We start from the raw sequence: 25071 nt of genomic DNA on the forward strand, positions 1-25071 counted from the left end.
GCTTCGCGAGCAGGCTCGCTCCCACATTCGACCGAGTTCCAATGTGGGAGCGAGCCTGCTCGCGAAGGCTTCACCGCAAATCTCAGACTGGAACCACCGACTCGGTGATCCCCAGAAACCGGCACAGCTCCTCACGCTTGGCCAACGCATCGCGCCGTCCCAGGTCGATCAGCTCGCTGCAATACCCTGCCTCGAACAGCAGATAACTCAGCACCCCCGCCCCACTGGTCTTGGTCGCCCCCGGCCCGCGCAAGAACAGACGCAACGCCGCGGGTAATTCCTGGCGATGTCGCGCCGCGATCTCGTCGATCGGCTGACTCGGCGAAATCACCAGCACCTCCACCGGCGCCACGCCCAGCTCGCGGGTCGGAGTGCCCTCGGGCATCAGGCGACTGAACTGGTTGAGGCGCTGCAGCAACTCGATGTCGCTCTCCAGACTGTCAATGAACGTGCTGTTGAGCATGTGTCCGCCGATCTGCGCCAGCGTTGGTTGCTGACCGGTGTAGGCGCGCTCCAGAGGCTGCCGGGGATCAACACCACGCGGGTTGCCGCTGACGCCCACCACCAGCACCCGACTTGCACCCAGGTGCAGCGCCGGGCTGATCGGTGCCGATTGGCGCACTGCGCCGTCACCGAAAAACTCCTCGCCGATTTTTACCGGGGCAAACAGCAACGGGATCGCCGAACTGGCCAGCAGGTGATCCACCGACAATTGCGCCGGCACGCCGATCCGCCGATGGCGCAACCACGCATCGATCTTGCCGCCGCCCTGATAGAAGGTCACCGCCTGCCCCGATTCGTAGCCGAACGCGGTCACCGCCACCGCATGCAATTGCTTGCGGGCGATGGATTCGGCGATGCCGGGCATGTGCAGTTTTTCATTGAGCAGCTCGCGCAGCGGCGAACTGTTGAGCAGCGCCACCGGCAGTTGCCGACCGATGCCGAGCAGGCTGTGGCTGACGAAGCGGCTGGCCTGACGGATCACCCCCGGCCAGTCGCTGCGCAGCACTCGATGGCTGCGAAAGCCCTGCCAGAACAGTGTGAGGCGTTCGATGGCCGCGCGAAAATCGCTGGCACCACTGGCGAGGCTGACCGCGTTGATCGCCCCGGCCGAAGTGCCGACGATCACCGGAAACGGATTGTCCGCGCCCAGCGGCAGCAATTCGGCAATCGCCGCCAGCACCCCCACCTGATACGCCGCCCGAGCCCCGCCGCCGGAAAGAATCAAACCTGTGACCGGTTCAGCTGGGCTCATCGCAACGCTCCATGGTGCTTGAAAGGGTAAGTGAATCAGCCGCGCCGTTTGGGATAAAGCTTCGGCTCGCCCGGTGGACGGCTCTTGAAGCGGCGGTGCGCCCACAAGTATTGCTCAGGGCAGGCGCGCAACGCACTTTCCACCCACTGGTTGATGCGGAGGCAGTCGGCCTCTTCGGTCTCGCCCGGGAAGTCTTCCAGCGGCGGATGGATCACCAGCCGGTAGCCGCTGCCATCCGCCAGACGTTCCTGAGTGAACGGCACCACCAGCGCTTTACCCAACCGGGCAAACTTGGTGGTCGCGGTCACGGTCGCCGCCTGAATGCCGAACAGCGGCACGAAGATGCTTTGCTTGGCGCCGTAGTCCTGATCCGGTGCGTACCAGATCGCCCGGCCCGAACGCAGCAGTTTGAGCATGCCGCGCACGTCATCACGCTCCACCGCCAGCGAATCGAGATTGTGCCGCTCACGGCCCCGACGCTGGACGAAGTCGAATAACGGGTTTTTGTGTTCGCGGTACATGCCATCGATGGTGTGCTGCTGACCGAGCAGCGCCGCGCCGATCTCCAGGGTGGTGAAGTGCGCAGCCATGAGGATCACGCCCTTGCCTTCGCGCTGGGCGTTTTGCAGATGCTCCAGGCCTTCGAAGTGGGCCAGTTTGGCCAGACGCTCACGCGACCACCACCAACTCATCGCCATTTCAAAAAACGCGATGCCGGTGGAGGCGAAATTTTCCTTGAGCAGGCGCTTGCGCTCGGCGGCGGATTTTTCCGGGAAGCACAGCTCGAGATTGCGCTTGGCGATGCGCCGCCGGTCGCCGGCCACGCGATACATCAATGCGCCCAAAACACGACCGATCGTCAGTAAAACCGCATACGGCAACTGCACGACCAGCCACAACAGCCCCAGACCGCACCAGAGCGGCCAGAAGCGGGGAGAAAGAAAGGCTCTTCGAAAACGCGGGCGATCCATTAAAGCTTCCGTAAATTCAGTGGCCGCGCATTCTACATCGTTCGACCCGGCTTGCGGCTCGCGGGCGTTCTCGTTATAAGTCTCGGCACTTTTAGTGACAAGCCGTTGTATGCCGATATGAGCCAAAACGAATCGCCAGACCGAGATCCCGTGTTCCAGTTGAAGGGCAGCATGCTGGCCATCACGGTGCTGGAACTGTCCCGCAACGACCTCGACAGCCTTGATCGGCAACTGGCCGCCAAAGTCGCCCAGGCGCCGAATTTCTTCAGCAATGCACCGTTGGTCCTGGCGCTGGACAAACTGCCGCCCGGCGAAGGCGCGCTCGATCTGCCCGGCCTGATGCGCGTGTGCCGCCAGCATGGCCTGCGCACCCTGGCGATCCGCGCCAGCCGTATCGAAGACATCGCCGCCGCCATCGCCATCGACATCCCGGTGCTGCCGCCGTCCGGCGCCCGTGAGCGACCGCTGGAAGCCCCGGAGCCGGAAGTCAAAAAGAAGCCGGAAAAGCCACCGGAGCCGACGGTCAAACCCACCCGCGTCATCACTACGCCAGTACGTGGTGGCCAACAGATATATGCCCAGGGTGGCGATCTGGTCGTGGTTTCCTCGGTCAGTCCGGGGGCGGAACTTCTGGCCGATGGCAACATCCATGTATACGGCCCGATGCGCGGTCGCGCACTGGCCGGCGTCAAAGGCGACACCAAGGCCCGGATTTTCTGTCAGCAATTGAGCGCTGAACTGATCTCCATCGCCGGGCATTACAAGGTTTCCGAAGATTTGCGCCGCGATCCACTGTGGGGCTCCGGCGTCCAGGTCAGCCTGTCGGCCGACGTGTTGAACATCATTCGGCTTTAACGGATACTGCCGCATTTTCCAAGCATCTCTAAAACGTAGCGAAAACGGCTCAAACGAAGTAGGAAAAAGGATCAAGGAGCGTTTGCCCCCGGCAATTGCGACTTGCGCCGAATTCCAGCCAAGGCTGTCCGACTGCAGTAGTTTTCAAGAGATGTTTTTCAGGGGCTAAAAAGTCCTTCTTCCTTAGGGGTGAAACACCTTGGCCAAGATTCTCGTGGTTACATCCGGCAAGGGTGGTGTGGGTAAGACCACCACCAGCGCCGCTATCGGTACCGGCCTCGCTCTGCGCGGCCACAAAACAGTGATCGTCGACTTCGACGTGGGCCTGCGTAACCTCGACCTGATCATGGGTTGCGAGCGTCGCGTGGTGTACGACTTCGTCAACGTGGTCAACGGCGAAGCCAACCTGCAGCAGGCCCTGATCAAAGACAAGCGCCTGGAAAACCTCTACGTGCTGGCCGCCAGCCAGACCCGCGACAAAGACGCGCTGACCCAGGAAGGCGTGGAAAAAGTCCTGATGCAGTTGAAGGAAGACTTCGACTTCGTGGTCTGCGACTCCCCGGCGGGCATCGAGAAAGGTGCGCACCTGGCCATGTATTTCGCCGACGAAGCGATCATCGTGACCAACCCGGAAGTGTCCTCGGTACGTGACTCCGACCGCATGCTGGGCCTGCTGGCCAGCAAGTCGCGTCGTGCCGAACTCGGCGAAGAGCCGATCAAGGAACACCTCCTGCTGACTCGTTACAACCCGCAGCGCGTCAGCGATGGCGAGATGCTGGGCGTCGAAGACGTGAAGGAAATTCTGGCCGTGACCCTGCTGGGCGTGATCCCTGAGTCGCAGGCGGTCCTGAAGGCTTCCAACTCGGGCGTCCCGGTGATTCTCGACGACCAGAGCGACGCCGGTCAGGCCTACAGCGATGCCGTTGATCGTCTGCTGGGCAAAGAAAAAGAACATCGTTTCCTCGATGTTACGAAGAAGGGATTCTTCGAGCGCCTGTTTGGAGGTAGGTAATGAACCTTTTTGACTTCTTTCGTGCCAACAAAAAGCCAAGTACCGCCTCGGTAGCGAAAGAGCGTCTACAGATCATCGTGGCGCATGAGCGCGGCCAGCGCAGCACGCCGGATTACCTGCCAGCCTTGCAGAAGGAACTGGTCGACGTGATCCGCAAGTACGTCAACATCGGCAACGACGACGTACACGTTGCGCTGGAAAGCCAGGGCAGTTGCTCGATTCTGGAACTCAACATCACCCTGCCCGATCGCTGAGTCGATCCGGCAGTCGCTACGGCGGCTCAGATCCCTGAAGCCTCTGCAGGAGCTGCCGAAGGCTGCGATCTTTTGATCTTGTTTCTGAACATCAAAAGATCGCGGCCTTCGGCATCTCCTACAAGGGCATTGGGGGTTCTGAGCCGCCGTTGGCATTTGTTACGAGGCTGTTTTAATGCCGTTGTCCAACATCCGCATCATTCATCAGGACGCCGCCGTACTGGTGGTCGACAAACCGACGTTGCTGCTCTCGGTACCCGGTCGAGCCGACGACAACAAGGACTGCCTGATCACCCGCCTGCAGGAAAACGGCTACCCGGAAGCGCGCATCGTCCATCGCCTGGACTGGGAAACCTCCGGCATCATTCTGCTGGCCCGCGACGCCGACACCCACCGCGAACTGTCGCGGCAGTTTCACGATCGTGAAACAGAGAAAGCCTACACTGCCCTGGCCTGGGGTCAGCCGGAACTGGACAGCGGCAGCATCGACCTGCCCCTGCGCTACGATCCGCCGACCAAACCGCGGCACGTGGTCGACCACGAATTCGGCAAGCATGCACTGACCTTCTGGCGCGTACTGGAACGTTGCGGCGACTGGTGCCGCGTCGAGCTGACGCCGATCACCGGGCGCTCGCACCAGTTGCGTGTGCACATGCTGTCCATCGGTCACCCGCTGCTGGGCGACGGGCTGTACGCCCATGAGCAGGCCTTGGCGGCGTGGCCGCGTCTGTGCCTGCACGCGAGCATGCTGAGCTTTACCCACCCGCAAACCGGCGAGCGTTTGCGCTTCGAATGCCCGGCACCGTTTTAAGCGCTGCCTGAGTGGCAGCGCTGTTTTTTTGAGCAAGGATTTTGTTTTCGGATGAGTTGTATTGATTCCCTGGTAACCCCCCTCACGAAAGTTCGTCATCAACTGCTTTACCTGATTTACGGCAATCAGGATGTGTACCGGCGCGAAGCCAAGTTCAGCATCCTGACCGTGCTGTCCCAGGCCAAAAACGGTGAACGTCCGGCCATCCGCATTCTCACCGATCGCCCCGATGACTATGCGGGCTGGCCGGTCGACACGGTGTTGCTGGACGAAGCGACTCTGACCCGCTGGCAAGGCACCCACGGCTATCACCACCGTCGCAAGGCCTGCGCCATCGCCGCGGGCATGCAGTGGGCGGAAAAGACCCTGTTCGTCGACACCGACACCCTGTTTACCCGCCATCCGAGCCAACTGTTCAAATTCATCGAGCCGAACCGCTCAGTGATGGATCGCTTCGAGTACGACTGGAACGATGTGCACCAGCGTCCCGACTATCAAAAACTCGGTCGCGACCTGCGCCGCCACGGTGTGACGCCGGATAACGGTTTCAAACTCTACAACAGCGGTTTGTGCGGCGTGACCGACAGGGATTCGGCGCTGTTCGAAGAGTCGATTCGCCTGATTGATGAATGGACACTCGGCGGCTTCGAAATCCACACCATCGAACAGATCGCCCTGTCGTACGCCATGCGCGGGCGTCAGGTGGTGGAAGCGCGCAAACACGTCTACCACTACTTCGCGGAAAAACGTTTCTTTCACGCGATGCAGACGTACTTCTTCTCCCAGCACGGCGAGCAGTTCAGCCAGCGCCTGGTGGATCTGTGCAGCGATGTGCCACGGGTCAAACCGTTCCCGTCGGCCTGGCGCCGATTGAAAATCAAATGGAAGCTGCGTCACCAGAGCGGCACGCTGCGCAAGGTCGGTCGCGACCTGCTGTACGGCAGCGCTGCGCCGGAAGATCCGTACTACAGCGCCTGCCGCCACGAATGGTGGGAATGCGCCTCGCGGGAGATACTCCGTTGGGACGAAAGCCGTCAGAAAAAACTGCTGAGCCAGAATCCCTGGCCGCAACAGCTGCCGCGTCCGGATAAACCGGAGGACGAAAAAGTCATCATGAGCTACCTGAAAAAACGCGTAGCCGCGGCCCGCTGAACACCACCTTTGTGTAGGAGCTGCGGCACGCTGCGATCTTTTGATTTTGATTTCAACAAACTGAATCAAAAGATCGCAGCGTGCCGCAGCTCCTACAGGAATCCGGTTCAGATTCAATTCCCCGGCCGATGCGTTAAACTCCCGCCCATTGCTGTCTGGAGCTTCTTATGCGCGAAGAGTTGAACCAAGGCCTGATCGACTTCCTCAAGGCCTCCCCTACCCCGTTCCACGCCACCGCCAGCCTTGTTCAGCGTCTGGAGGCCGCCGGTTACGTGCGCCTCGACGAGCGCGAGCCATGGACCACCGAGGCCAACGGCCGCTACTACGTCACCCGTAACGACTCCTCGATCGTCGCGATCAAAATGGGCCGCAACTCGCCGCTGCACGACGGTATCCGTCTGGTCGGCGCCCATACCGACAGCCCGTGCCTGCGGGTCAAACCGCAACCGGAACTGCAACGTCAGGGCTTCTGGCAACTGGGCGTTGAAGTCTACGGCGGCGCCCTGCTGGCGCCGTGGTTCGACCGCGACCTGTCGCTGGCCGGGCGCGTCACCTTCCGTCGTGACGGCAAGGTCGAAAGCCAGTTGATCGACTTCAAGGCTCCGATCGCAATCATTCCCAACCTGGCAATTCACCTCAACCGTGAAGCCAATCAGGGCTGGGCGATCAACGCGCAGACCGAGCTGCCGCCGATCCTCGCGCAGTTCGCCGGTGACGAGCGCGTCGACTTCCGCGCGGTACTGACTGATCAACTGGCTCGCGAACATGGCCTGAACGCCGACGTGGTGCTCGATTACGAGCTGAGTTTCTACGACACCCAGAGCGCGGCGGTCATCGGCCTGCATGGCGACTTCATCGCCGGTGCGCGCCTGGACAACCTGCTGTCGTGCTACGCCGGCCTGCAAGCCCTGCTCACCGCCGACACCGAAGAAACCTGCGTGCTGGTGTGCAACGACCACGAAGAAGTCGGCTCCTGCTCGGCGTGCGGTGCCGATGGCCCGATGCTCGAACAGACCCTGCGCCGTCTGCTGCCGGAAGGTGACGAGTTCGTCCGCACCATCCAGAAATCGCTGCTGGTCTCGGCCGACAACGCCCACGGCGTGCACCCGAACTACGCCGAGAAGCACGACGCCAACCACGGTCCGAAACTCAATGCCGGCCCGGTGATCAAGGTCAACAGCAACCAGCGCTACGCCACCAACAGCGAAACCGCGGGGTTCTTCCGCCATCTGTGCATGGCCGAAGAAGTGCCGGTGCAGAGCTTCGTGGTGCGCAGCGACATGGGTTGCGGCTCGACCATCGGCCCGATCACCGCCAGCCACCTGGGCGTGCGCACCGTCGACATCGGCCTGCCGACCTTCGCCATGCACTCGATCCGCGAACTGTGCGGCAGCCACGACCTGGCACACCTGGTCAAAGTGCTGAGCGCGTTCTACGCCAGCCGCGAGTTGCCTTAAAAGCTTCGCGAGCAGGCTCGCTCCCACAGTTTGGAATGCATTCCAGGGTGGGAGCGAGCCTGCTCGCGAAAGCGCCAGTCCAGACAACACAATTTCATCATTGGACTGACTCAATTCTGATACACATCAGAACCGCTCCGCCAAAAGCGACCTAGACTTAAATCATTCCCTTCGACAAGGCAGTCACCATGATTTCGATGTCCTCCTTCCATGCCATGCTCATTCCGATCCTGTCCGGGATGATCCTGCTGGCGATCGGTTTCAACTTCCGCGACAAGAACGCCGGTGTGTTTGCCATGTGGGTCGGCATGCTGATGATCCTGGCGACGGTGGTCTACAAGATCCTCGCCAAACTCAACGAATAAATCCGCGCCCGGCTCGCATTGATTCTGGCTGCCTCGTACACTCGCTCAATTCGCCCCTTTGCGAGGTTGACCGCCTAGTGTTCGCTCGTCTGTTTGCTCTGCCCTGCCTGTTCCTTGTCTGCCTGATGACGCTGCTGCCGCTGGCCCCTGCCCATGCGGTCGGGTTGCCGGGCCTGATTAACACCCCCAAGACGCAGCCGGAGGCGCAAGAGCCGCTGGGCCAGTCGCTGGATGAAGTCATCAAGTCACTGGAAAACGACAAGCAACGCGCACAGTTGCTGAGCGATCTGAAAAAGCTGCGCGACGCCACAAAGAAAGCCCAGGCCTCACCGGAAGAAGGCGTGCTGGGGCTGATCGGCGGCACCCTGGCCAGTTTCGAGAAGCAGTTCTCCGGTGAAGACAGCCCGCTGACCCGCTGGTCCGACGAGTTCGATCTGGCCAGGGACGAACTCGACAACCTGATGTTGCCCGCCAGCGAATGGCTGCCGATCATCTTCGGCTTCGCCGTGATCCTGATGGTCTGGAGCCTGCTCGCCGCCGCGCTGATCTGGCTCGGTCACCGGGTGCGCATGCGCTTCGGCCTGACCGAAGAACTGCCGCAACACCCCAAGGCCCTCGACATGCTGCGCTTCGCCCTGCGCAAGCTCGGGCCGTGGCTGATTGCATTGGTCATTACCGTCTACATGAGCTACGCGCTGCCCTCGTCATTGGGCAAAAGCCTGGCGATGGTGCTGGCTTATGCGCTGGTGGTCGGCACCTGTTTCTCGGCGATCTGCGTGATCGCCTTCTCGCTGCTCGACGGCCCGCACCGGCATCGGGCGCTGTACATCCTGCGGCATCAGGCCTTCCGTCCGTTGTGGCTGATCGGCAGCTTCGCCGCATTCGGTGAAGCGTTGAACGACCCGCGTCTGGTGGAAAGCCTCGGCGTGCACCTGGCGCACACCACCGCGACCGTCACCAACGTACTCGCGGCGCTGTTCACCGGGCTGTTCATCCTGCGTTTCCGCCGGCCGATCGCGCACCTGATCCGCAATCAGCCGTTGTCCCGCCGCCTGACCCGCCGCGCCCTCAGCGACACCATCGATATCCTCGGCACCTTCTGGTACGTGCCGGCGCTGGTGCTGGTCGGGATCTCGCTGTTCGCCACCTTCGTCTCCGCCGGTGACACCAGCACCGCCCTGCGCCAGTCACTGATCTGCACGGTATTGCTGGTGATGTGCATGGTGATCAACGGTCTCGTGCGTCGTCATTCACTCAAACCGCAGCGCGGGCCGAAGCGTCACGCGCTGTATTCGGAGCGCCTGAAAAGCTTCTTCTACACCCTCGCCCACCTGTTGGTGTGGCTGACCTTCATCGAACTCGGCCTGCGCGTATGGGGCAAGTCGCTGATCGGGTTTGCCGAGGGCGAAGGGCATGACGTCAGCGTCAAACTGTTCAGCCTGATCGGCACGCTGATTTTCTCCTGGCTGATCTGGATCCTCGCCGACACCGCCGTGCACCACGCCCTCACCCGCTCGCGCAAAGGTCTGGCGAATGCCCGCGCGCAGACGATGATGCCGCTGATCCGCAACGTGCTGTTCGTGGCGATTTTCATCATCGCGCTGATCGTCGCCCTGGCGAACATGGGCATGAACGTCACACCACTGCTGGCCGGTGCCGGTGTGATCGGTCTGGCCATCGGTTTCGGTGCACAGTCGCTGGTGGCGGACCTGATCACCGGCCTGTTCATCATCATCGAAGACTCGCTGGCGATCGACGACTACGTAGACGTCGGCGGCCACCTCGGCACTGTCGAAGGCCTGACCATCCGTACCGTGCGCCTGCGCGACATCGACGGTATCGTCCACACCATCCCGTTCAGCGAAATCAAAAGCATCAAGAACTACTCTCGGGAATTCGGCTACGCGATTTTCCGCGTGGCAGTGCCGTACAACATGGAGATCGACGACGCGATCAAACTGATGCGCGAAGTCGGCCAGAAAATGCGCACCGACCCGCTGCAACGGCGCAATATCTGGTCGCCGCTGGAGATTCAGGGCGTGGAAAGTTTCGAGTCCGGCAGCGCGATCCTGCGCGCCCGGTTCAAAACCGCACCGATCAAACAATGGGAAGTTTCCCGAGCGTTCAACCTGTCGCTCAAGCGCCATCTGGACGAAGCCGGCCTCGATCTGGCGACGCCACGCATGAGTGTGCAGGTCATCACTGCCGGTGGTGGCCAGCCGAAGGAATAGCACTTCGCGCAGACACTCGGGTCACAGGCAGGGAAGCCAGAAAAACAATAACCATGGAGACACCCGATGCAGCTGACACGTATCGCCCAGGCCGTTCTGCTCACTCTGCTGGCCGGCACCGCCAGCGCCGCCACTCAGGACAGCACCCGCGAACAGATCGCCGCGCAAGCCAAGGCACTTGAACCGGAACTGCTGGAAACCCGCCGTGACATCCACGCGCATCCGGAACTGGGCAACAGCGAAAAACGCACCGCGGAACGGGTCGCCAAGCAACTGAAGGCCATGGGCCTGGAAGTCCAAACCAACGTCGCCCGCACCGGCGTGGTCGCCATCCTCAAAGGCGCCCTGCCCGGCCCGACGGTGGCCCTGCGCGCCGACATGGACGCGCTGCCGGTCAAGGAAGTCGCCGACCTGCCCTTCGCCTCGAAAGCCAAAGGCACCTACCTCGACAAAGAAGTCGACGTGATGCACGCCTGCGGCCACGACGCCCACACTGCGATCCTGCTGAGCACGGCGAAAATTCTCACAGGCATGCGCGACACCCTGCCCGGCACCGTGGTCTTCTACTTCCAGCCCGCCGAAGAAGGCCCGAGCGACTTCATCCCCGACGGCAAAAACACCTGGGGCGCGAAAATGATGGTGCAGGAAGGCGTGATGAAATCACCCAAACCCGACGCCGTCTTCGGCCTCCACGTCTGGGCCGGCGTCCCCGCCGGTCAGATCGCCTACCGCCCAGGCGCCACCCTGGCCAGCTCCGACGACCTGCGCATCAAAATCCTCGGCAAACAAACCCACGCCGGCCGCCCGTGGGACGGCATCGACCCGATCACCGTCGGCGCGCAAACCATCGTCGGCCTGCAAACCGTGGTCAGCCGGCGCACCGACATTTCGTCCTACCCTTCGGTGGTCAGCATCGGCACCATCAACGGCGGCACCCGCTACAACATCATTCCCGAGTCCGTGGACATGAGCGGCACCCTCCGCTCCTACGACTACGGCATCCGCCAGAAACTCCACGCCGACGTGCGCCAGACCATCGAAAAAATCGCCGAAAGCGGCGGCGCGAAAGCCGACGTGACCATCATCGAAAAATACGACCCGACCATCAACAACCCGGCACTGACGGAGAAAATGCTGCCGACGTTGAAGTGGGCAGCCCAGGATGACGTGGTCAATGCTCCGCTGGTGGGCGGCGCGGAAGACTTCTCGTTCTTTGCCAAGGAAGTGCCGGGGCTGTTTGTTTTTTTAGGGGTGACGCCACGGGATCAAGACATGAGCAAGGCGGCGCCGAATCATAATCCGGGGTTCTTTGTGGATGAGTCGGCGCTGGTGGTGGGCGTACGCACACTGGCCTCACTGGCAACAGACTACCTCTACACCAACACCCACTAACCTGTAGGAGCTGACGAGTGCAACGAGGCTGCGATCTTTTGATCGGCTAAAGATCAAGATCAAAAGATCGCAGCCTTCGGCAGCTCCTACACAGGATGAGCGCAAGCTCGGCTGCAGCTCTTGATCTTGCCGTGCCGGCCCCTTCGGCAGGCTGAGTGGAGGGGTTCATCCGGGGGTAGGGAGCGCAGCGACCGTTTGGCGAAGCCAAATGCATCGAGAGGAGGTGCAGCGAAGCAAACCGGAGGCGATGCGCCCGGATGAATCACGGAGCGAAGGAACCCGAGCCTAAGCGAGGGCCGTACGCCGGGGCCAAAGACCTTTGCTTCCTTTGGGGCGTTTGCCAAAGGGAGTCGCTGTAAGAGCGAAACCGCCAGCCGCAACACCCAAAAAAACGGATATTCACCCAAACCCCCAAGAACCTGGTCGGCCCAGAGGCCGCCAAGGCCAAACGCTCAAACAACATCAACCCCAACGTGAATCGCATCATGCCGCCAAAACTCCAGATCACAATCAATCAACCGCTCATGCTGATCATAATTGACCCGAGCAATCCTTAACCCCGGACTCCCGACAGAAACCCGCAAAGCCGCCGCCGCATCCACCGACAACGACGTCGGCACAATCTCGAACCGCACCCGCCCATAGCGCAAATCGTAATGCCGCGCATAAAGCTCGGTCATCGACTGATTCAAATCAAATCCCAGAATCCCCGGAAAATACTGCGGATTCAGATAATGCTCGACATACAACACCAGCCGCCCGTCAATCCGCCGCGACCGACAAATCTGAATCACGCTCGACAAAGCAGGTAACTGCAACAACGCACACACCGCCACCGACGCCGGCTGCAACCGCGCCGAAATCACCTCGGTCGACGGCACCCGCCCCTGCGCACTGACCATCGCGTGAAAGTGACTGCGCTGCATCAGGTTGTACGCCAGACGCGGCGGTGAAACGAACCAGCCACGGCGCTCCTCGCGATAGATCTGCCCCTGCGCCTCCAACTGCAACAGCGCCTCACGCACCGTAATGCGCGTGGTGCCGAACAACTCACTGAGCTTACGCTCGGCCGGCAACTTGCTCCCGGGCGCGAGCAGGCCGTGATCAAGTTGCTCCTGCAGCACCTGACCAATCGCTGTCACCGCTTTTGTTGCCTCATCGCGCATCAACGTTACCTATCTGGACTAGACCAGCACTGTTTCGGGGCAAAAACCGTACGGCCTGCAAGCCGTTTTCATGTATTGCAAGCCTAGGCAGTGCAGATGACCGAGAGATGACAAACCCGCCCGACGGTCGCCCTCATGACTTGCAATACATCGGCCAAGTCCCTTGTCCGCCGGGGCTTTGACCTTGGTCTACGCTTACCGGGCAAGCGCCGAAACCGGGCCAATAAAAGGCCTGCCGGGCGACCGCCGACATCAAAGTGTCATCCAGCCCCCTTAAATTGGCTCAGGTATTGCTGACCTAGACCAACACAAACCGCAATCGCAGCGTTGAACACGACCAAGGAGCTTCGGAATGAAACAGCTTTTCCTGGCAACACTGTTAGGCTCGACCATTGCAATGTGCACCTCCGCCATGGCGGCGGGTACCGACCTGAAAACCCTCGAAGCCGCTGCGAAAGCGGAAGGCGCCGTCAACAGCGTCGGCATGCCCGATGACTGGGCCAACTGGAAAGGCACCTGGGAAGATCTGGCCAAGACCTATGGCCTGAAACACATCGACACCGACATGAGCTCGGCCCAGGAAATCGCCAAGTTCGCCGCCGAAAAAGACAATGCGACCGCCGACATCGGCGACGTCGGTGCCGCCTTCGGCCCGATCGCGGTCAAGCAAGGCGTGGTGCAACCGTACAAGCCAAGCACCTGGGATCAAGTCCCGGACTGGGCCAAGGACAAGGACGGCAACTGGGCACTGGCCTACACCGGCACCATCGCCTTCATCGTCAACAAGAAGCTGCTTCACGGTTCCGAAGTACCGACCAAATGGGCTGACCTCAAGGGCGGCAAATACAAGGTTTCCATCGGTGACGTAAGTACCGCCGCGCAAGCCGCCAACGGCGTACTGGCCGCTGCCCTGGCCAACGGTGGCGACGAGAAGAACATCCAGCCGGCCCTGCTGCTGTTTGCAGACATCGCCAAGCAAGGTCGCCTGTCGATGGCCAACCCGACCATCGCCACCATGGAAAAAGGCGAGATCGAAGTCGGCGTGGTCTGGGACTTCAACGGCCTGAGCTACAAGGCCAAGATGGCCAACCCGGATGACTACGTGGTGCTGATCCCGTCGGATGGCTCGGTGATTTCCGGCTACACCACCATCATCAACAAATACGCGAAAAACCCGAACGCCGCCAAGCTGACCCGCGAATACATCTTCAGCGACGCCGGCCAGACCAACCTCGCCCGCGGCAACGCCCGTCCGATCCGCGCCGAACACCTGCAACTGCCGGAAGACGTGAAAGCCAAGCTGCTGCCGAACGAGCAGTACAAGAAGGTCACGCCGATCAAGGACGCCGACGCCTGGGAAAAAACCTCCAAGGCCCTGCCGCAGAAGTGGAACGAAGAAGTCACCGTAGAAATGAAGTAAGACGACGAATCACCATCGTGTGATTGGTCGAAGATCCAAATGTGGGAGCGAGCCTGCTCGCGAAGACGGTATCTCGGTCAACATCATTGTTGAATGAACCACCGCTTTCGCGAGCAGGCTCGCTCCCACAGGGGATCCAGGTTGAATCTGAAATTTCCTGTTTTCGCGGAGTTTTTGCCCCTATGAAGCACAACGTCATCCTTGTCGTGCTCGACGGTCTCAACCACGAGGTCGCGCGTCACGCCATGGGGCATCTGCAGGCTTACGTTGGCGCAGGACGCGCCGCGCTCTATGAGTTGGAGTGCGAGTTGCCGGCCCTGTCCCGACCGCTTTACGAATGCATCCTTACCGGCGTACCGCCGATCGACAGCGGTATCGTCCACAACAACGTTGCACGGCTGTCCAATCAGCGCAGCATCTATCACTACGCCCGCGACGCCGGCCTGAAAACCGCCGCAGCGGCCTATCACTGGGTCAGCGAGCTGTACAACCGCTCGCCGTTCGTAGCGGCCCGCGACCGGCATACCGACGATCCAGCGCTACCGATCCAGCACGGGCATTTCTACTGGAGCGATCACTACCCGGATTCGCACCTGTTTGCCGACGCGGAACACCTGCGCCTGCGGCATGCGCCGAATTTCCTGTTGATCCACCCGATGAACATCGACGACGCCGGTCACAAGCACGGCCTCGACTCTGCGCAATACCGCAACAGCGCACGCTCGGCGGACATCATCCTCGCCGACTACCTGCAAGGCTGGCTCGACGCAGACTATCAAGTGCTGGTGACTGCCGATCACGGCATGAACAACGACCGCTCGCACAACGGCCTGCTGCCGGAAGAGCGCCGGGTGCCGCTGTTCGTCCTCGGCGACGCCTTCAGCCTGAATGCTGACGCCGCGCCGAAGCAGACCGAGATCTGCGGAACCGTCTGCGAACTGCTCGGCGTACCCCACGACAAACCTGTGTGCCGGGAGCTGCTCAAGTGAATGCCATGACTCGCGGCAAATGGCTGGCGGCCCTGTGTCTGGTGCCGTTCGCGCTGTTCTTCATCGTGTTCGAAATCGCCCCGCTGGTCTGGGTGATGATCAACAGCCTGCAATCGGAAGAGTTCGGCTGGGGCTTCGCCAACTTCAGCAAGATCTTCAATTCGAAGTTCTATCTGCAGGCGATCCAGTACAGCCTCGAGATCAGTTTCTGGTCGAGCGTATTCGGCATCATCATCGCCGTGCTCGGGGCGTATTCGTTGCGTCGGGTTGATTCGAAACTGCGCAACTTCGTGAATGCCTTCGCCAACATGACCAGCAACTTCGCCGGTGTGCCGCTGGCCTTTGCGTTCATCATCCTGCTCGGTTTCAACGGCAGCATCACCATCATGCTCAAGCAGGCCGGGATCATTGAAGACTTCAACCTGTACTCGAAAACCGGTCTGATCATTCTCTACACCTACTTCCAGATTCCCCTCGGCGTGCTGCTGCTCTACCCGGCCTTCGACGCGCTGCGTGAAGACTGGCGCGAATCCGCCGCGCTGCTCGGCGCCAACGGCTGGCAGTTCTGGCGGCACATCGGTCTGCCGGTGCTGACCCCGGCACTGCTCGGTACATTCGTGATCCTGCTGGCCAACGCCCTCGGCGCCTACGCCACGGTGTACGCGTTGACCACCGGCAACTTCAACGTTTTGCCGATCAGGATTGCGGCGATGGTTTCCGGGGATATTTCCCTCGATCCGAATCTGGCCAGCGCCCTGGCCGTGGTGCTGGTGGCGTTGATGACCATCGTCACTGTCGTGCATCAACTGCTGCTGAAGAGGAGCTACCATGTCTCGCGCTGAATCCGGCCCGGCCGGCGTCTACCACCGCGTCGTGGTTTATCTGTTGTTCGCGATTCTGCTGCTGCCGTTGGTGGGCACGCTGATCTACTCAATTGCCAGCAGCTGGTCGGCGACCATCCTGCCCAGCGGTTTCACCTTCAAGTGGTATCTCCAGTTGTGGAGCGATCCGCGCTTCCTGCATGCCTTCGGCCAGTCGCTGCTGGTGTGCGTCGGTGCGCTGGTGCTGTCAGTGGTGCTGATTCTGCCGCTGCTGTTCGTGGTGCATTACCACTTCCCGAAACTCGATGCGCTGATGAACATCCTGATCCTGCTGCCCTTCGCGGTGCCGCCGGTGGTGTCATCGGTGGGTCTGTTGCAACTCTACGGTTCCGGGCCGCTGGCGATGGTCGGCACGCCGTGGATCCTGATCGGTTGCTACTTCACCGTGGCGCTGCCGTTCATGTACCGGGCGATCACCAACAACCTGCAGGCGATCAACCTGCGCGACCTGATGGACGCCGCGCAACTGCTCGGCGCCAGCACCTTTCAGGCGGCGTTTCTGGTGGTGCTGCCAAACCTGCGCAAAGGCCTGATGGTCGCATTGCTGCTGTCGTTCTCGTTCCTGTTCGGTGAGTTCGTGTTCGCCAACATCCTCGTCGGCACGCGCTACGAAACCCTGCAGGTGTACCTCAACAACATGCGCAACAGCAGCGGCCACTTCACCAGCGCGCTGGTGATCTCGTACTTCTTTTTCGTGCTGGTCCTGACCTGGATCGCCAACATCTTGAACAAGGACAAAAGCGAATGAGCTATGTCAGCGTCCAACACCTGCAGAAAAACTACGCGGGCACGACCGTGTTCAGCGACATCAACTGCGAGATCAACAAGGGCGAATTCGTCACCCTGCTCGGCCCGTCCGGTTGCGGCAAGTCCACGCTGCTGCGCTGCATAGCCGGGCTGACGCCGGTGGATGGCGGCAAGATCCTCCTTGATGGTGTCGACATCGTGCCGCTGAGTCCGCAGAAACGCGGGATCGGCATGGTGTTCCAGAGCTACGCACTGTTCCCCAACATGACCGTCGAACAGAACGTCGCCTTCGGCCTGCGCATGCAAAAGGTCAACTCGGACGAAAGCCACAAGCGTGTCGCCGAGGTGCTGAAACTGGTCGAACTCAACGACTTCGCCAGCCGTTATCCGCATCAGCTCTCCGGCGGCCAATGCCAACGCGTGGCCCTCGCCCGCTCGCTGGTGACTCGTCCACGCCTGTTGCTGCTGGATGAACCGCTGTCGGCGCTGGATGCGCGAATTCGCAAACACCTGCGCGAGCAGATCCGGCAGATCCAGCGCGAGCTCGGCCTGACGACGATTTTCGTCACCCACGATCAGGAAGAAGCGCTGACCATGTCCGACCGGATTTTCCTGATGAACCAAGGGAAGATCGTGCAGAGCGGCGATGCCGAAACCCTCTACACCGCACCGGTCGATGTGTTCGCCGCCGGCTTCATCGGCAACTACAACCTGCTCGACGCCGACAGCGCCTCGAAACTGCTGCAACGGCCGATCAACCACCGTATCGCGATTCGCCCGGAAGCCATCGAGCTGAGCCTCAATGGCGAACTCGATGCGCAGATCCGCAGCCACAGCCTGCTCGGCAATGTGATCCGCTACCGGGTCGAAGCCCGCGGGGTGGAACTGGTGGTGGACGTGCTCAACCGCTCGGCGGCGGATCTGCATCCCGACGGTCAACGTCTGGCGCTTTCCATCGATCCGACGGCCCTGTGTGAAGTAGCCTGAAGGCCGCTGCGAGCTTCGAGCTATGAGCTTCAAGCTGTAGACTGCGGCGTACTTGAATTCAATCTTGCGGCTCGAAGCTTGTAGCTCGCAGCTGTTCTCGGAGAGAACCGATGGCTTTGGCAATTTTTGATCTGGACGAAACCCTGATCCACGGCGACTGCGCCACCCTCTGGAGCGAACAGATGGGGCGCTTGGGCTGGGTCGATCCCGAGTCGTTCATGCGCAAGAACAACGAGCTGATGGACGCCTACAGCCATGGCAAATTGCGCATGGAAGAATTCATGACGTTCAGCCTCGAACCGATGATCGGCCGTACCCAGGAAGAGGTCGAGCACTTGGTCGGCCCGTGGGTCGAAGACTTCATCGAACCGATCATCTTCAGCGACGCCACCAAAACCATCGCGGCTCACCGCAAGGCCGGCGACCGGATTCTGGTGATCTCGGCGTCCGGCACGCACCTGGTCAAACCGATCGCCGAGCGCCTGGGCATCGACGAAATTCTCGGCATCGAACTGGAAGTCGCGCACGGCGTTTACACTGGCCAGACCGTCGGCACGCTGACCTACCGCGAAGGCAAGATCACCCGCCTGCTGGAATGGCTGGATGCCGAGGAGGAGAACCTGGAAGGCGCGAGTTTCTACTCCGACTCACGCAATGATTTGCCGTTGCTGCTGAAGGTGGATTTCCCGCATGTGGTGAATCCTGATCCGGTGCTGCTGGAGCACGCCGAAAAAGCAGGTTGGCCGATTCATCTCTGGAAATAAAAACAAAGCTCGCAGCCTGCGGCAGCTCCTACAGGGTGTACACCCTCCCACTGTAGGAGCTGCCGCAGGCTGCGATCTTTTGATCTTGCCCTTCCAATCAGCTCAGGCTGTCGTCAATCACCAGCACCACTTTCCCCGAAACCGTATTGCTCGCCAGCTCGGCAAACGCCGCTTCGGCATCTTTTACCGGAAAGGTTTTCGCCAGTTGCGGACTCAGCCGCCCTTCGGCAAACAGCGGCCACACATGTTGGCTCAAGTCGCTGAACAGATCGGCCTTGAACTGATCGTCGCGACTGCGCAACGTCGAACCGAGCAGTTGCACACGCTTGGCCAGTACCTGTGCCAGATCCAGTTTCGCCTCCCGCCCGCCCATCAAACCGATCAGTACCCAGCGTCCGTCCAGCGCCGTCAGCTTGAGGTTCAGCGCCGCATAGTTGCCACCGACCGGATCAAGGATCACGTCAAACGGCCCGAAGTCGCGCAGACTTTCCAGGTCATCGCTGCGCACCACGCCGCCCTGGGCTCCCAGCGCCTCACAGTAGGCCAATCGCTCGGCAGACCCGACGCTGACCCAACATGGATTGCCGAACGCCTTGCACAGCTGAATGGCGGCTGAACCAATTCCACTCGCACCGGCGTGCAGGAGAACTTTTTCGCCGGGTTTCAGCGCCGCCAGTTGAAACACGTTGAGCCAGACCGTTGCATAAACCTCGGGTAATGCCGCGGCCTCGATCAACGAAACACCCTCGGGCACCGGCAGCACGTGCCGTCCGTCGACGACCACTTCCTCGGCCATTCCGCCCCCGGCCAGCAAGGCGCAGACCCGGTCGCCGACCTGCCAGGACGAGCCGGCGCCGACTTCGCTGATCACCCCGGAACACTCCAGACCGAGCACCTGACTGGCGCCCGGCGGCGGCGGATAAAGCCCGGCTTTCTGTAATAAATCGGCGCGATTGAGGCCCGCAGCCGCCACGCGAATGCGCACTTGTCCTACATCACATGCCGGGCTCGGCTCTTCAACCCATGCCACTTGACCTTCAACGCCTTGCAATGCCTTCACAGTGCCTCCATAGTGAGTCTGGACTGAGCCCGAAGCTGTAGCGCCGGGCTTTTTGCATTATGCGACCGGCTCTCGTAGAACCGGCGACTTCAAAGACGGCCTAATATGCGTTATCAATTGTCCCCGCGTCGAATCAGCATGAAGCATCTGCTCCCCAGCACCGCCCTCGCTCTTTTCATCGGTATCGGCTTGTTGCCGGTGTCGGGCACTACATTCGCAGCCAACAGCTGGGACAAGTTGCAGCCGGATCGCGACGAAGTGATCGCCAGCCTCAACGTCGTCGAGTTGCTCAAGCGTCACCACTACAGCAAGCCGCCGCTCGACGATGCGCGCTCGGTGATCATCTACGACAGCTACATCAAGCTGCTGGACCCATCGCGCAGCTATTTCATGGCCAGCGACATCGCCGAATTCGACAAATGGAAGACCCAGTTCGACGACTTCCTCAAAAGCGGCGACCTCAACGCCGGGTTCACCATCTACAAGCGCTATCTGGACCGCGTGAAGGCGCGTCTGGACTTCGCCATTGCGGAGCTGAACAAGGGCGTCGACAAGATGGACTTCACCACCAAGGAGACCTTGCTGATCGATCGCAAGGATGCCCCTTGGCTCAAATCCACCGCTGAACTCGACGACCTGTGGCGCAAACGCGTCAAGGACGAAGTGCTGCGGCAGAAGATTGCCGGCAAGGATTCCAAGCAGATCCAGGAAACCCTGACCAAGCGCTACAAGAACCAGTTGGCGCGTCTGGACCAGACTCGCGCGGAAGACATCTTCCAGGCGTACATCAACACCTTCGCCATGTCCTACGACCCGCACACCAACTATCTGTCGCCGGATAACGCGGAGAACTTCGACATCAACATGAGCCTGTCCCTCGAGGGCATCGGCGCTGTGTTGCAGAGCGACAACGATCAAGTGAAAGTCGTGCGTCTGGTGCCGGCTGGCCCGGCCGACAAGACCAAGCAGGTCGCACCGGCCGACAAGATCATCGGCGTTGCCCAGGGCAACAAAGAGATGGTCGACGTGGTGGGCTGGCGCCTGGACGAAGTGGTCAAGCTGATCCGCGGCCCGAAAGGCACCGTGGTGCGTCTGGAAGTGATCCCGGCCAGCAATGCGCCGAACGACCAGACCAGCAAGATCGTGCCGATCACCCGTGAAGCGGTGAAGCTTGAAGACCAGGCGGTGAAAAAATCCGTGCTGAACCTGAAACAGGACGGCAAGGACTACAAGCTCGGCATCATCGAGATCCCGGCCTTCTACCTCGACTTCAAGGCGTTCCGTGCCGGTGATCCGGACTACAAGAGCACCACCCGTGACGTCAAGAAACTGCTGACCGAACTGCAGAAAGAGAAAGTCGACGGCGTGGTCATCGACCTGCGCAACAACGGCGGCGGTTCCCTGCAGGAAGCCACCGAGTTGACCAGCCTGTTCATCGACAAGGGCCCGACCGTGCTCGTGCGTAATGCCGATGGCCGCGTCGACGTGCTGGAAGATGAAAACCCGGGCGCGTTCTACAAAGGCCCGATGGCACTGTTAGTCAACCGCCTGTCCGCCTCGGCTTCGGAGATCTTTGCCGGCGCCATGCAGGACTACCATCGCGCATTGATCATCGGTGGCCAGACTTTCGGCAAAGGCACCGTGCAGACCATTCAGCCGCTGAACCATGGCGAACTGAAACTGACCCTGGCCAAGTTCTACCGGGTTTCCGGGCAGAGTACCCAGCATCAGGGCGTACTGCCGGACATCGACTACCCGTCGATCATCGACACCAAGGAAATCGGCGAAAGCGCCCTGCCGGAAGCCATGCCGTGGGACACCATCAAGGCAGCGATCAAGCCGGCCTCCGATCCGTTCAAGCCGTACCTGGCGCAGCTCAAGTCCGAGCATGACGCACGCAGCGCCAAAGACGCCGAGTTCGTGTTCATCCGCGACAAGCTGGCCCTGGCGCAGAAGCTGATGGAAGAAAAAACCGTCAGCCTCAACGAAGCCGAACGCCGTGCCCAGCACGCGGACATCGATGCCAAGCAACTGGCGATGGAAAATATCCGTCGCAAAGCCAAAGGCGAAGAGCCGCTCAAAGAGCTGAAGAAAGAAGATGAAGATGCGCTGGCCGCGGCTGAGCCGGACAAGGTCAAACCGGAAGACGACGCCTACCTGAGCGAAACCGGGCGCGTCCTGCTGGATTACCTGAAGCTAAGCAATCAGGTGGCCAAGAAGTAAGATGATGGCAATTTAGTGGTCACGCTCCCCGGAGCGTCATCAAACAGTCATCATTCTGTCGTGAAATAAAGGACTGGGAGCGCCTCTTCAAGCAAGAGCGCTCCCAGTCCTTTTTTTATCGCCAGAGATTGCCATGACCACGACCGAACAGCTGAGTGCCTTGAGCTCGATCCTGACTCAAAGCGGTTTGCACAGCCTGTTCCAGCCGATCATCTGTCTCTCCGAGCGTCGTATTCTCGGCTACGAAGCCCTCACCCGTGGCCCGTCCAACAGCCCTCTGCATTCGCCTATCGCGCTGTTCTCCGTGGCGCGTCAGGCCGGCCGCTTGAACGAACTGGAAATTGCCTGCCGCCAGTCTGCCTGCCGTCGTTTCAACGAGCAGCAACTACCGGGCAAGCTGTTCCTCAACGTCTCGCCGGAATCCCTGCTCGAAGCCGCGCACCAACCGGGGCGCACCCTGCAACTGTTACAGGACTTCGGCATTCCGCCGAGTCAGGTGGTGATCGAACTCACCGAACAGACGCCGATCGACGATTTCCAGTTGCTGCAAACCGCCCTGCATCACTATCGGGCGATGGGCTTTTCGATTGCGCTGGATGACTTGGGTGCCGGTTATTCGAGCTTGCGCCTATGGTCGGAGCTGCGCCCGGATTACGTGAAGATCGATCGCCACTTCATCGACGGCATTCATCAGGACGCGTTAAAGCGAGAATTCGTCGGCTCGATCCTGCAAATCGCCAAGGCTTCGCGGGCGCAGGTGATTGCCGAGGGCATAGAGTTGCCGGAAGAGTTGGCGGTGCTGACCGAAATGGGCGTCGATCTGGTGCAGGGTTACCTGCTGGGTCGTCCACAGGAACATCCACCCCGCGATGCCCGAGCCTTGATGCCGAAACACGACAGCAGCGCCGTGGCGTTGAACGACGAAGGCAGCGACCTCAGCGCCCTGCTCAACGACCAACCGGCGGTGCATCGCGACACACCGACCGCCACGGTGCTGGAAGCCTTCCGCCGCCAGGCCAATCTGAACTCACTGGCAGTGCTCGACGAACAAGGTCAGCCGTGCGGCATCGTCCATCGCCACTCGTTGTCCGACGCGCTGCTCAAACCATTCGCCACCGACCTGTTCGCGCGCAAACCGATCAGCCGCCTGATGAACGACGACTTCCTCGCCGTGGAAATGAGCCAATCGCTGCAACAGGTCAGCCGCCTGATCACCAGCCGCGCCCGGCAGCGCATCGAAGAAGATTTCATCATCACCCTCAACGGCGGTTATCTCGGCCTCGGTCGGGTGATCGACGTGCTCAAACTGATCACCGAACTGAAAATCCAGCAAGCCCGCTACGCCAACCCGCTGACCTTGCTGCCCGGCAACGTGCCGATCCAGCAATGCCTGACCCGTCTGCTGCAACAGGGCCGCGAATCGATCATCTGCTACGTCGACATCGACAGCTTCAAACCCTTCAACGACATCTACGGCTACGGCCGTGGTGACGAAGTCCTGCTGTGCCTGGCGCAATGCCTCAACGAACGCGTCGACCCGTCCCGCGACTTTGTCGGCCACATCGGCGGCGACGACTTCCTCCTCGTCCTCGGCCCGGAAGACTGGCGCAAACGCCTCAACCAACTGCTCGACGACTTCCAGAGCCAATGCCGGCGCTTCTATCGCCCTGAGCATCTTGAAGCTGGCTGCTTCATCGCGCCGAATCGCCAAGGTGTACGGCAGGAGTTTCCGCTGCTCTCGTTATCAATCGGCGTAGTCCACCTGCAACCCGAGGCCTGCGCAGAACTGGATGCCAGCCAACTCGCGGAAATGGCTTCGCAGGCGAAGCATCATGCGAAGAATGTTCCGGGGTATAGCGTGCATGTGATTGATAGTCTCGCCTCTGCCGAGCTACATCGATTGCAACTTAGCGTACAACGTTGACTTGATTTTTAGTTTACCAAGCCGACTTATCTTCACTTGCAGCCATCAACAGATCCTCTTTCCAGATTTCTGTCGCTAGTTGATAGACATCTTGAAAAAACCTACGTGGACTTTCTAATGAATACCATTCCTCACGCGGCCAACTGTTTGTCTCGCATTCATCTATTTCAAATATAGCTTGAAAATCGAAGTTTGGATCCTTAAGCACCGCCTCTAGATTTTCAATGAGAGCCAATTTATGCCTATGTGATAGATAAGGCTGATTCAAGCAATACTTTTTTATTAGCATACTTCTATCAGCTTGATCATTCGGATCATAAGCCTCGAGTTCTACACCCTTGGTCTCCTCTCTATCATAAACATCAAATATCCCAACAAACCACATTAAGTCAGGTTCGAAGCGTTCATTTAAAAATGGGTCTTTCAGCATCATTTCCCCTCCGCGGGGAAGCCCGTAAAAGGCTCCTGTGTATTCACTTTGTCGAATTTAAACTCAAACCAATTCATATCCTCATTAAGCCCCGGATTTTGTGAATCTTTTTTATTGGGTCTGTAACCGCGCCCTGCTCCAGGCAGTTCCAACCTAACTATTGGATTTTTCTTCTGATCCTTTCCTGTATGCCGAATCAAACCGTTTTTATCCTTCGTCATCGCTTTATTCAAGGCACCCAAATGCATGCGCCAGCTATGAAACTGAGAGCTTGGATTACCTTTGGCACCTTTCGGGACCTCACCGGTATGAGGATCCGCTCCATTGATCGCTCGCTGTTTGAGAGCTGGATCAGAAATTTCCGAACTATGTTTTTTCACAGTGTGCATGTCATAAATTTTTTCATACTCACTAACACGCCGCTTTGCATTTTCCTCGGCTAGTTCATCAACCCTCGCCCTCCGCTCTTGCGCCGTCATCTTCGGCAGCGCTGGCTCACCCTCATCAACCTTAGCGCCACTTACATCACCCGGCACCGTACAACCCGGCTTGTTCGGCGGCGGACAATTCGAGCTCAACCCCAACGGATCCACCCACCCCGTCGGACTCGGCACATACCGGTACTGATTCAACCCACCTGCGAGCCTCACCGGATCCGGCGTCAGATACCGTCCCAACCTCGGGTCGTAATACCGATGCCGGTTGTAATGCAGCCCACTTTCCGC

At 60.1% G+C, this 25071-nt stretch carries 23 protein-coding genes; 17 read left to right on the top strand and 6 right to left on the bottom strand.

The annotated features are described in order from the left end of the window. Positions 1-82 precede the first annotated feature (82 nt). Entirely contained in the window at positions 83-1255 is a 1173-nt protein-coding gene (locus BW33_RS11085) for a patatin-like phospholipase family protein (RefSeq protein WP_047598974.1), read from the bottom strand. A gap of 35 nt (positions 1256-1290) precedes the next feature. After that, positions 1291-2226 (bottom strand): lipid A biosynthesis lauroyl acyltransferase, encoded by a 936-nt coding sequence (locus BW33_RS11090; RefSeq protein WP_047598976.1) that lies wholly within the window; start codon positions 2224-2226, stop codon positions 1291-1293. Positions 2227-2343: 117 nt separating this feature from the next. On the opposite strand from BW33_RS11090, the gene minC reads away from it, so the two are divergent. The 9 genes from minC to BW33_RS11130 all read left to right on the top strand — a co-directional run bounded on the left by minC (position 2344) and on the right by BW33_RS11130 (position 11755). Next, positions 2344-3081, top strand: coding sequence for a septum site-determining protein MinC (minC, locus tag BW33_RS11095; RefSeq protein ID WP_047598978.1), 738 nt, complete (start codon positions 2344-2346; stop codon positions 3079-3081). 199 nt (positions 3082-3280) lie between these two features. Next, entirely contained in the window at positions 3281-4093 is an 813-nt protein-coding gene (gene minD / locus BW33_RS11100; RefSeq protein ID WP_007960626.1) for a septum site-determining protein MinD, read from the top strand. Then, the gene (gene minE, locus BW33_RS11105; RefSeq protein WP_003223146.1) at positions 4093-4347 is read left to right on the top strand and encodes a cell division topological specificity factor MinE; all 255 of its coding nucleotides are present in this window, start codon (positions 4093-4095) and stop codon (positions 4345-4347) included. The genes minD and minE overlap by 1 nt, the downstream gene beginning before the upstream one ends. A gap of 175 nt (positions 4348-4522) precedes the next feature. Beyond that, complete coding sequence (locus BW33_RS11110) at positions 4523-5158, top strand: RluA family pseudouridine synthase (protein WP_007960625.1); 636 nt, start codon at positions 4523-4525, stop codon at positions 5156-5158. A 51-nt stretch (positions 5159-5209) separates the two neighbouring features. Next, on the top strand, positions 5210-6310 hold the full coding sequence (locus BW33_RS11115; RefSeq protein ID WP_047598979.1) for a hypothetical protein: 1101 nt from the start codon (positions 5210-5212) through the stop codon (positions 6308-6310). A 167-nt stretch (positions 6311-6477) separates the two neighbouring features. Further along, on the top strand, positions 6478-7767 hold the full coding sequence (locus BW33_RS11120) for a M18 family aminopeptidase (protein ID WP_047598982.1): 1290 nt from the start codon (positions 6478-6480) through the stop codon (positions 7765-7767). A gap of 188 nt (positions 7768-7955) precedes the next feature. Beyond that, the gene (locus BW33_RS29970) at positions 7956-8132 is read left to right on the top strand and encodes a hypothetical protein (RefSeq protein ID WP_007965354.1); all 177 of its coding nucleotides are present in this window, start codon (positions 7956-7958) and stop codon (positions 8130-8132) included. A gap of 77 nt (positions 8133-8209) precedes the next feature. Then, the gene (locus tag BW33_RS11125; protein ID WP_047598984.1) at positions 8210-10363 is read left to right on the top strand and encodes a mechanosensitive ion channel family protein; all 2154 of its coding nucleotides are present in this window, start codon (positions 8210-8212) and stop codon (positions 10361-10363) included. Positions 10364-10429: 66 nt separating this feature from the next. Next, entirely contained in the window at positions 10430-11755 is a 1326-nt protein-coding gene (locus tag BW33_RS11130) for an amidohydrolase (RefSeq protein ID WP_047598987.1), read from the top strand. A gap of 452 nt (positions 11756-12207) precedes the next feature. Here BW33_RS11130 and BW33_RS11135 read toward each other — a convergent pair whose 3' ends face one another. Continuing rightward, positions 12208-12921, bottom strand: coding sequence for a UTRA domain-containing protein (locus BW33_RS11135; protein ID WP_007965348.1), 714 nt, complete (start codon positions 12919-12921; stop codon positions 12208-12210). Positions 12922-13273: 352 nt separating this feature from the next. Here BW33_RS11135 and BW33_RS11140 point away from each other — a divergent pair, with 352 nt between their 5' ends. The 6 genes from BW33_RS11140 (at position 13274) to BW33_RS11165 (ending at position 18709) form a co-directional block, all read left to right on the top strand. Continuing rightward, positions 13274-14341 (top strand): ABC transporter substrate-binding protein, encoded by a 1068-nt coding sequence (locus BW33_RS11140; protein WP_047598989.1) that lies wholly within the window; start codon positions 13274-13276, stop codon positions 14339-14341. Positions 14342-14523: 182 nt separating this feature from the next. Continuing rightward, positions 14524-15330: an alkaline phosphatase family protein gene (locus tag BW33_RS11145; protein ID WP_047598992.1), complete on the top strand. Its 807-nt coding sequence runs from the start codon at positions 14524-14526 to the stop codon at positions 15328-15330. A 5-nt stretch (positions 15331-15335) separates the two neighbouring features. Then, on the top strand, positions 15336-16172 hold the full coding sequence (locus tag BW33_RS11150; protein WP_166495653.1) for an ABC transporter permease: 837 nt from the start codon (positions 15336-15338) through the stop codon (positions 16170-16172). Further along, positions 16159-16959, top strand: coding sequence for an ABC transporter permease (locus BW33_RS11155; RefSeq protein ID WP_007965346.1), 801 nt, complete (start codon positions 16159-16161; stop codon positions 16957-16959). Before BW33_RS11150 ends, BW33_RS11155 begins: the two co-directional genes overlap by 14 nt. Then, the gene (locus tag BW33_RS11160) at positions 16956-17945 is read left to right on the top strand and encodes an ABC transporter ATP-binding protein (RefSeq protein WP_047598999.1); all 990 of its coding nucleotides are present in this window, start codon (positions 16956-16958) and stop codon (positions 17943-17945) included. Before BW33_RS11155 ends, BW33_RS11160 begins: the two co-directional genes overlap by 4 nt. 110 nt (positions 17946-18055) lie before the next feature. Further along, positions 18056-18709, top strand: a complete 654-nt coding sequence (locus BW33_RS11165; RefSeq protein ID WP_047599000.1) for an HAD family hydrolase — start codon at positions 18056-18058, stop codon at positions 18707-18709. A gap of 97 nt (positions 18710-18806) precedes the next feature. Here the strand turns inward: BW33_RS11165 and BW33_RS11170 are convergent, their stop codons facing one another. Next, entirely contained in the window at positions 18807-19769 is a 963-nt protein-coding gene (locus tag BW33_RS11170) for a zinc-binding dehydrogenase (protein WP_047599003.1), read from the bottom strand. A gap of 138 nt (positions 19770-19907) precedes the next feature. On the opposite strand from BW33_RS11170, the gene BW33_RS11175 reads away from it, so the two are divergent. Then, positions 19908-21992 carry a carboxy terminal-processing peptidase gene (locus BW33_RS11175; protein ID WP_177327478.1) on the top strand — a complete coding sequence of 695 codons (2085 nt, stop codon included), beginning with the start codon at positions 19908-19910 and terminating at the stop codon, positions 21990-21992. A 133-nt stretch (positions 21993-22125) separates the two neighbouring features. Continuing rightward, positions 22126-23916, top strand: a complete 1791-nt coding sequence (locus BW33_RS11180) for a bifunctional diguanylate cyclase/phosphodiesterase (protein ID WP_047599006.1) — start codon at positions 22126-22128, stop codon at positions 23914-23916. A gap of 13 nt (positions 23917-23929) precedes the next feature. On the opposite strand, the gene BW33_RS11185 is transcribed toward BW33_RS11180, so the two are convergent. Together BW33_RS11185 and BW33_RS11190 are read right to left on the bottom strand one after the other, a co-directional pair. Continuing rightward, a complete protein-coding gene (locus tag BW33_RS11185; protein ID WP_052032707.1) occupies positions 23930-24349 on the bottom strand; it encodes a hypothetical protein in 420 nt (139 codons plus the stop codon). After that, positions 24346-25071 (bottom strand): RHS repeat-associated core domain-containing protein (locus tag BW33_RS11190; protein WP_160168817.1); only part of this gene is annotated, 726 nt, incomplete at its 5' end. The genes BW33_RS11185 and BW33_RS11190, both read right to left, overlap by 4 nt.

This window comes from Pseudomonas sp. RIT288 (assembly GCF_000631985.1).
GTDB lineage: Bacteria > Pseudomonadota > Gammaproteobacteria > Pseudomonadales > Pseudomonadaceae > Aquipseudomonas.

What these genes read in the sequence shown, in the direction of transcription:
- BW33_RS11085 (WP_047598974.1), bottom strand. Translation starts at nt 1,255, where the DNA reads ATGAGCCCAGCTGAACCGGTCACAGGTTTGATTCTTTCCGGCGGCGGG.
- BW33_RS11090 (WP_047598976.1), bottom strand. Translation starts at nt 2,226, where the DNA reads ATGGATCGCCCGCGTTTTCGAAGAGCCTTTCTTTCTCCCCGCTTCTGG.
- minC (WP_047598978.1), top strand. Translation starts at nt 2,344, where the DNA reads ATGAGCCAAAACGAATCGCCAGACCGAGATCCCGTGTTCCAGTTGAAG.
- minE (WP_003223146.1), top strand. Translation starts at nt 4,093, where the DNA reads ATGAACCTTTTTGACTTCTTTCGTGCCAACAAAAAGCCAAGTACCGCC.
- BW33_RS11110 (WP_007960625.1), top strand. Translation starts at nt 4,523, where the DNA reads ATGCCGTTGTCCAACATCCGCATCATTCATCAGGACGCCGCCGTACTG.
- BW33_RS11115 (WP_047598979.1), top strand. Translation starts at nt 5,210, where the DNA reads ATGAGTTGTATTGATTCCCTGGTAACCCCCCTCACGAAAGTTCGTCAT.
- BW33_RS11120 (WP_047598982.1), top strand. Translation starts at nt 6,478, where the DNA reads ATGCGCGAAGAGTTGAACCAAGGCCTGATCGACTTCCTCAAGGCCTCC.
- BW33_RS29970 (WP_007965354.1), top strand. Translation starts at nt 7,956, where the DNA reads ATGATTTCGATGTCCTCCTTCCATGCCATGCTCATTCCGATCCTGTCC.
- BW33_RS11130 (WP_047598987.1), top strand. Translation starts at nt 10,430, where the DNA reads ATGCAGCTGACACGTATCGCCCAGGCCGTTCTGCTCACTCTGCTGGCC.
- BW33_RS11135 (WP_007965348.1), bottom strand. Translation starts at nt 12,921, where the DNA reads ATGCGCGATGAGGCAACAAAAGCGGTGACAGCGATTGGTCAGGTGCTG.
- BW33_RS11140 (WP_047598989.1), top strand. Translation starts at nt 13,274, where the DNA reads ATGAAACAGCTTTTCCTGGCAACACTGTTAGGCTCGACCATTGCAATG.
- BW33_RS11145 (WP_047598992.1), top strand. Translation starts at nt 14,524, where the DNA reads ATGAAGCACAACGTCATCCTTGTCGTGCTCGACGGTCTCAACCACGAG.
- BW33_RS11150 (WP_166495653.1), top strand. Translation starts at nt 15,336, where the DNA reads ATGACTCGCGGCAAATGGCTGGCGGCCCTGTGTCTGGTGCCGTTCGCG.
- BW33_RS11155 (WP_007965346.1), top strand. Translation starts at nt 16,159, where the DNA reads ATGTCTCGCGCTGAATCCGGCCCGGCCGGCGTCTACCACCGCGTCGTG.
- BW33_RS11160 (WP_047598999.1), top strand. Translation starts at nt 16,956, where the DNA reads ATGAGCTATGTCAGCGTCCAACACCTGCAGAAAAACTACGCGGGCACG.
- BW33_RS11165 (WP_047599000.1), top strand. Translation starts at nt 18,056, where the DNA reads ATGGCTTTGGCAATTTTTGATCTGGACGAAACCCTGATCCACGGCGAC.
- BW33_RS11175 (WP_177327478.1), top strand. Translation starts at nt 19,908, where the DNA reads ATGAAGCATCTGCTCCCCAGCACCGCCCTCGCTCTTTTCATCGGTATC.
- BW33_RS11180 (WP_047599006.1), top strand. Translation starts at nt 22,126, where the DNA reads ATGACCACGACCGAACAGCTGAGTGCCTTGAGCTCGATCCTGACTCAA.
- BW33_RS11185 (WP_052032707.1), bottom strand. Translation starts at nt 24,349, where the DNA reads ATGATGCTGAAAGACCCATTTTTAAATGAACGCTTCGAACCTGACTTA.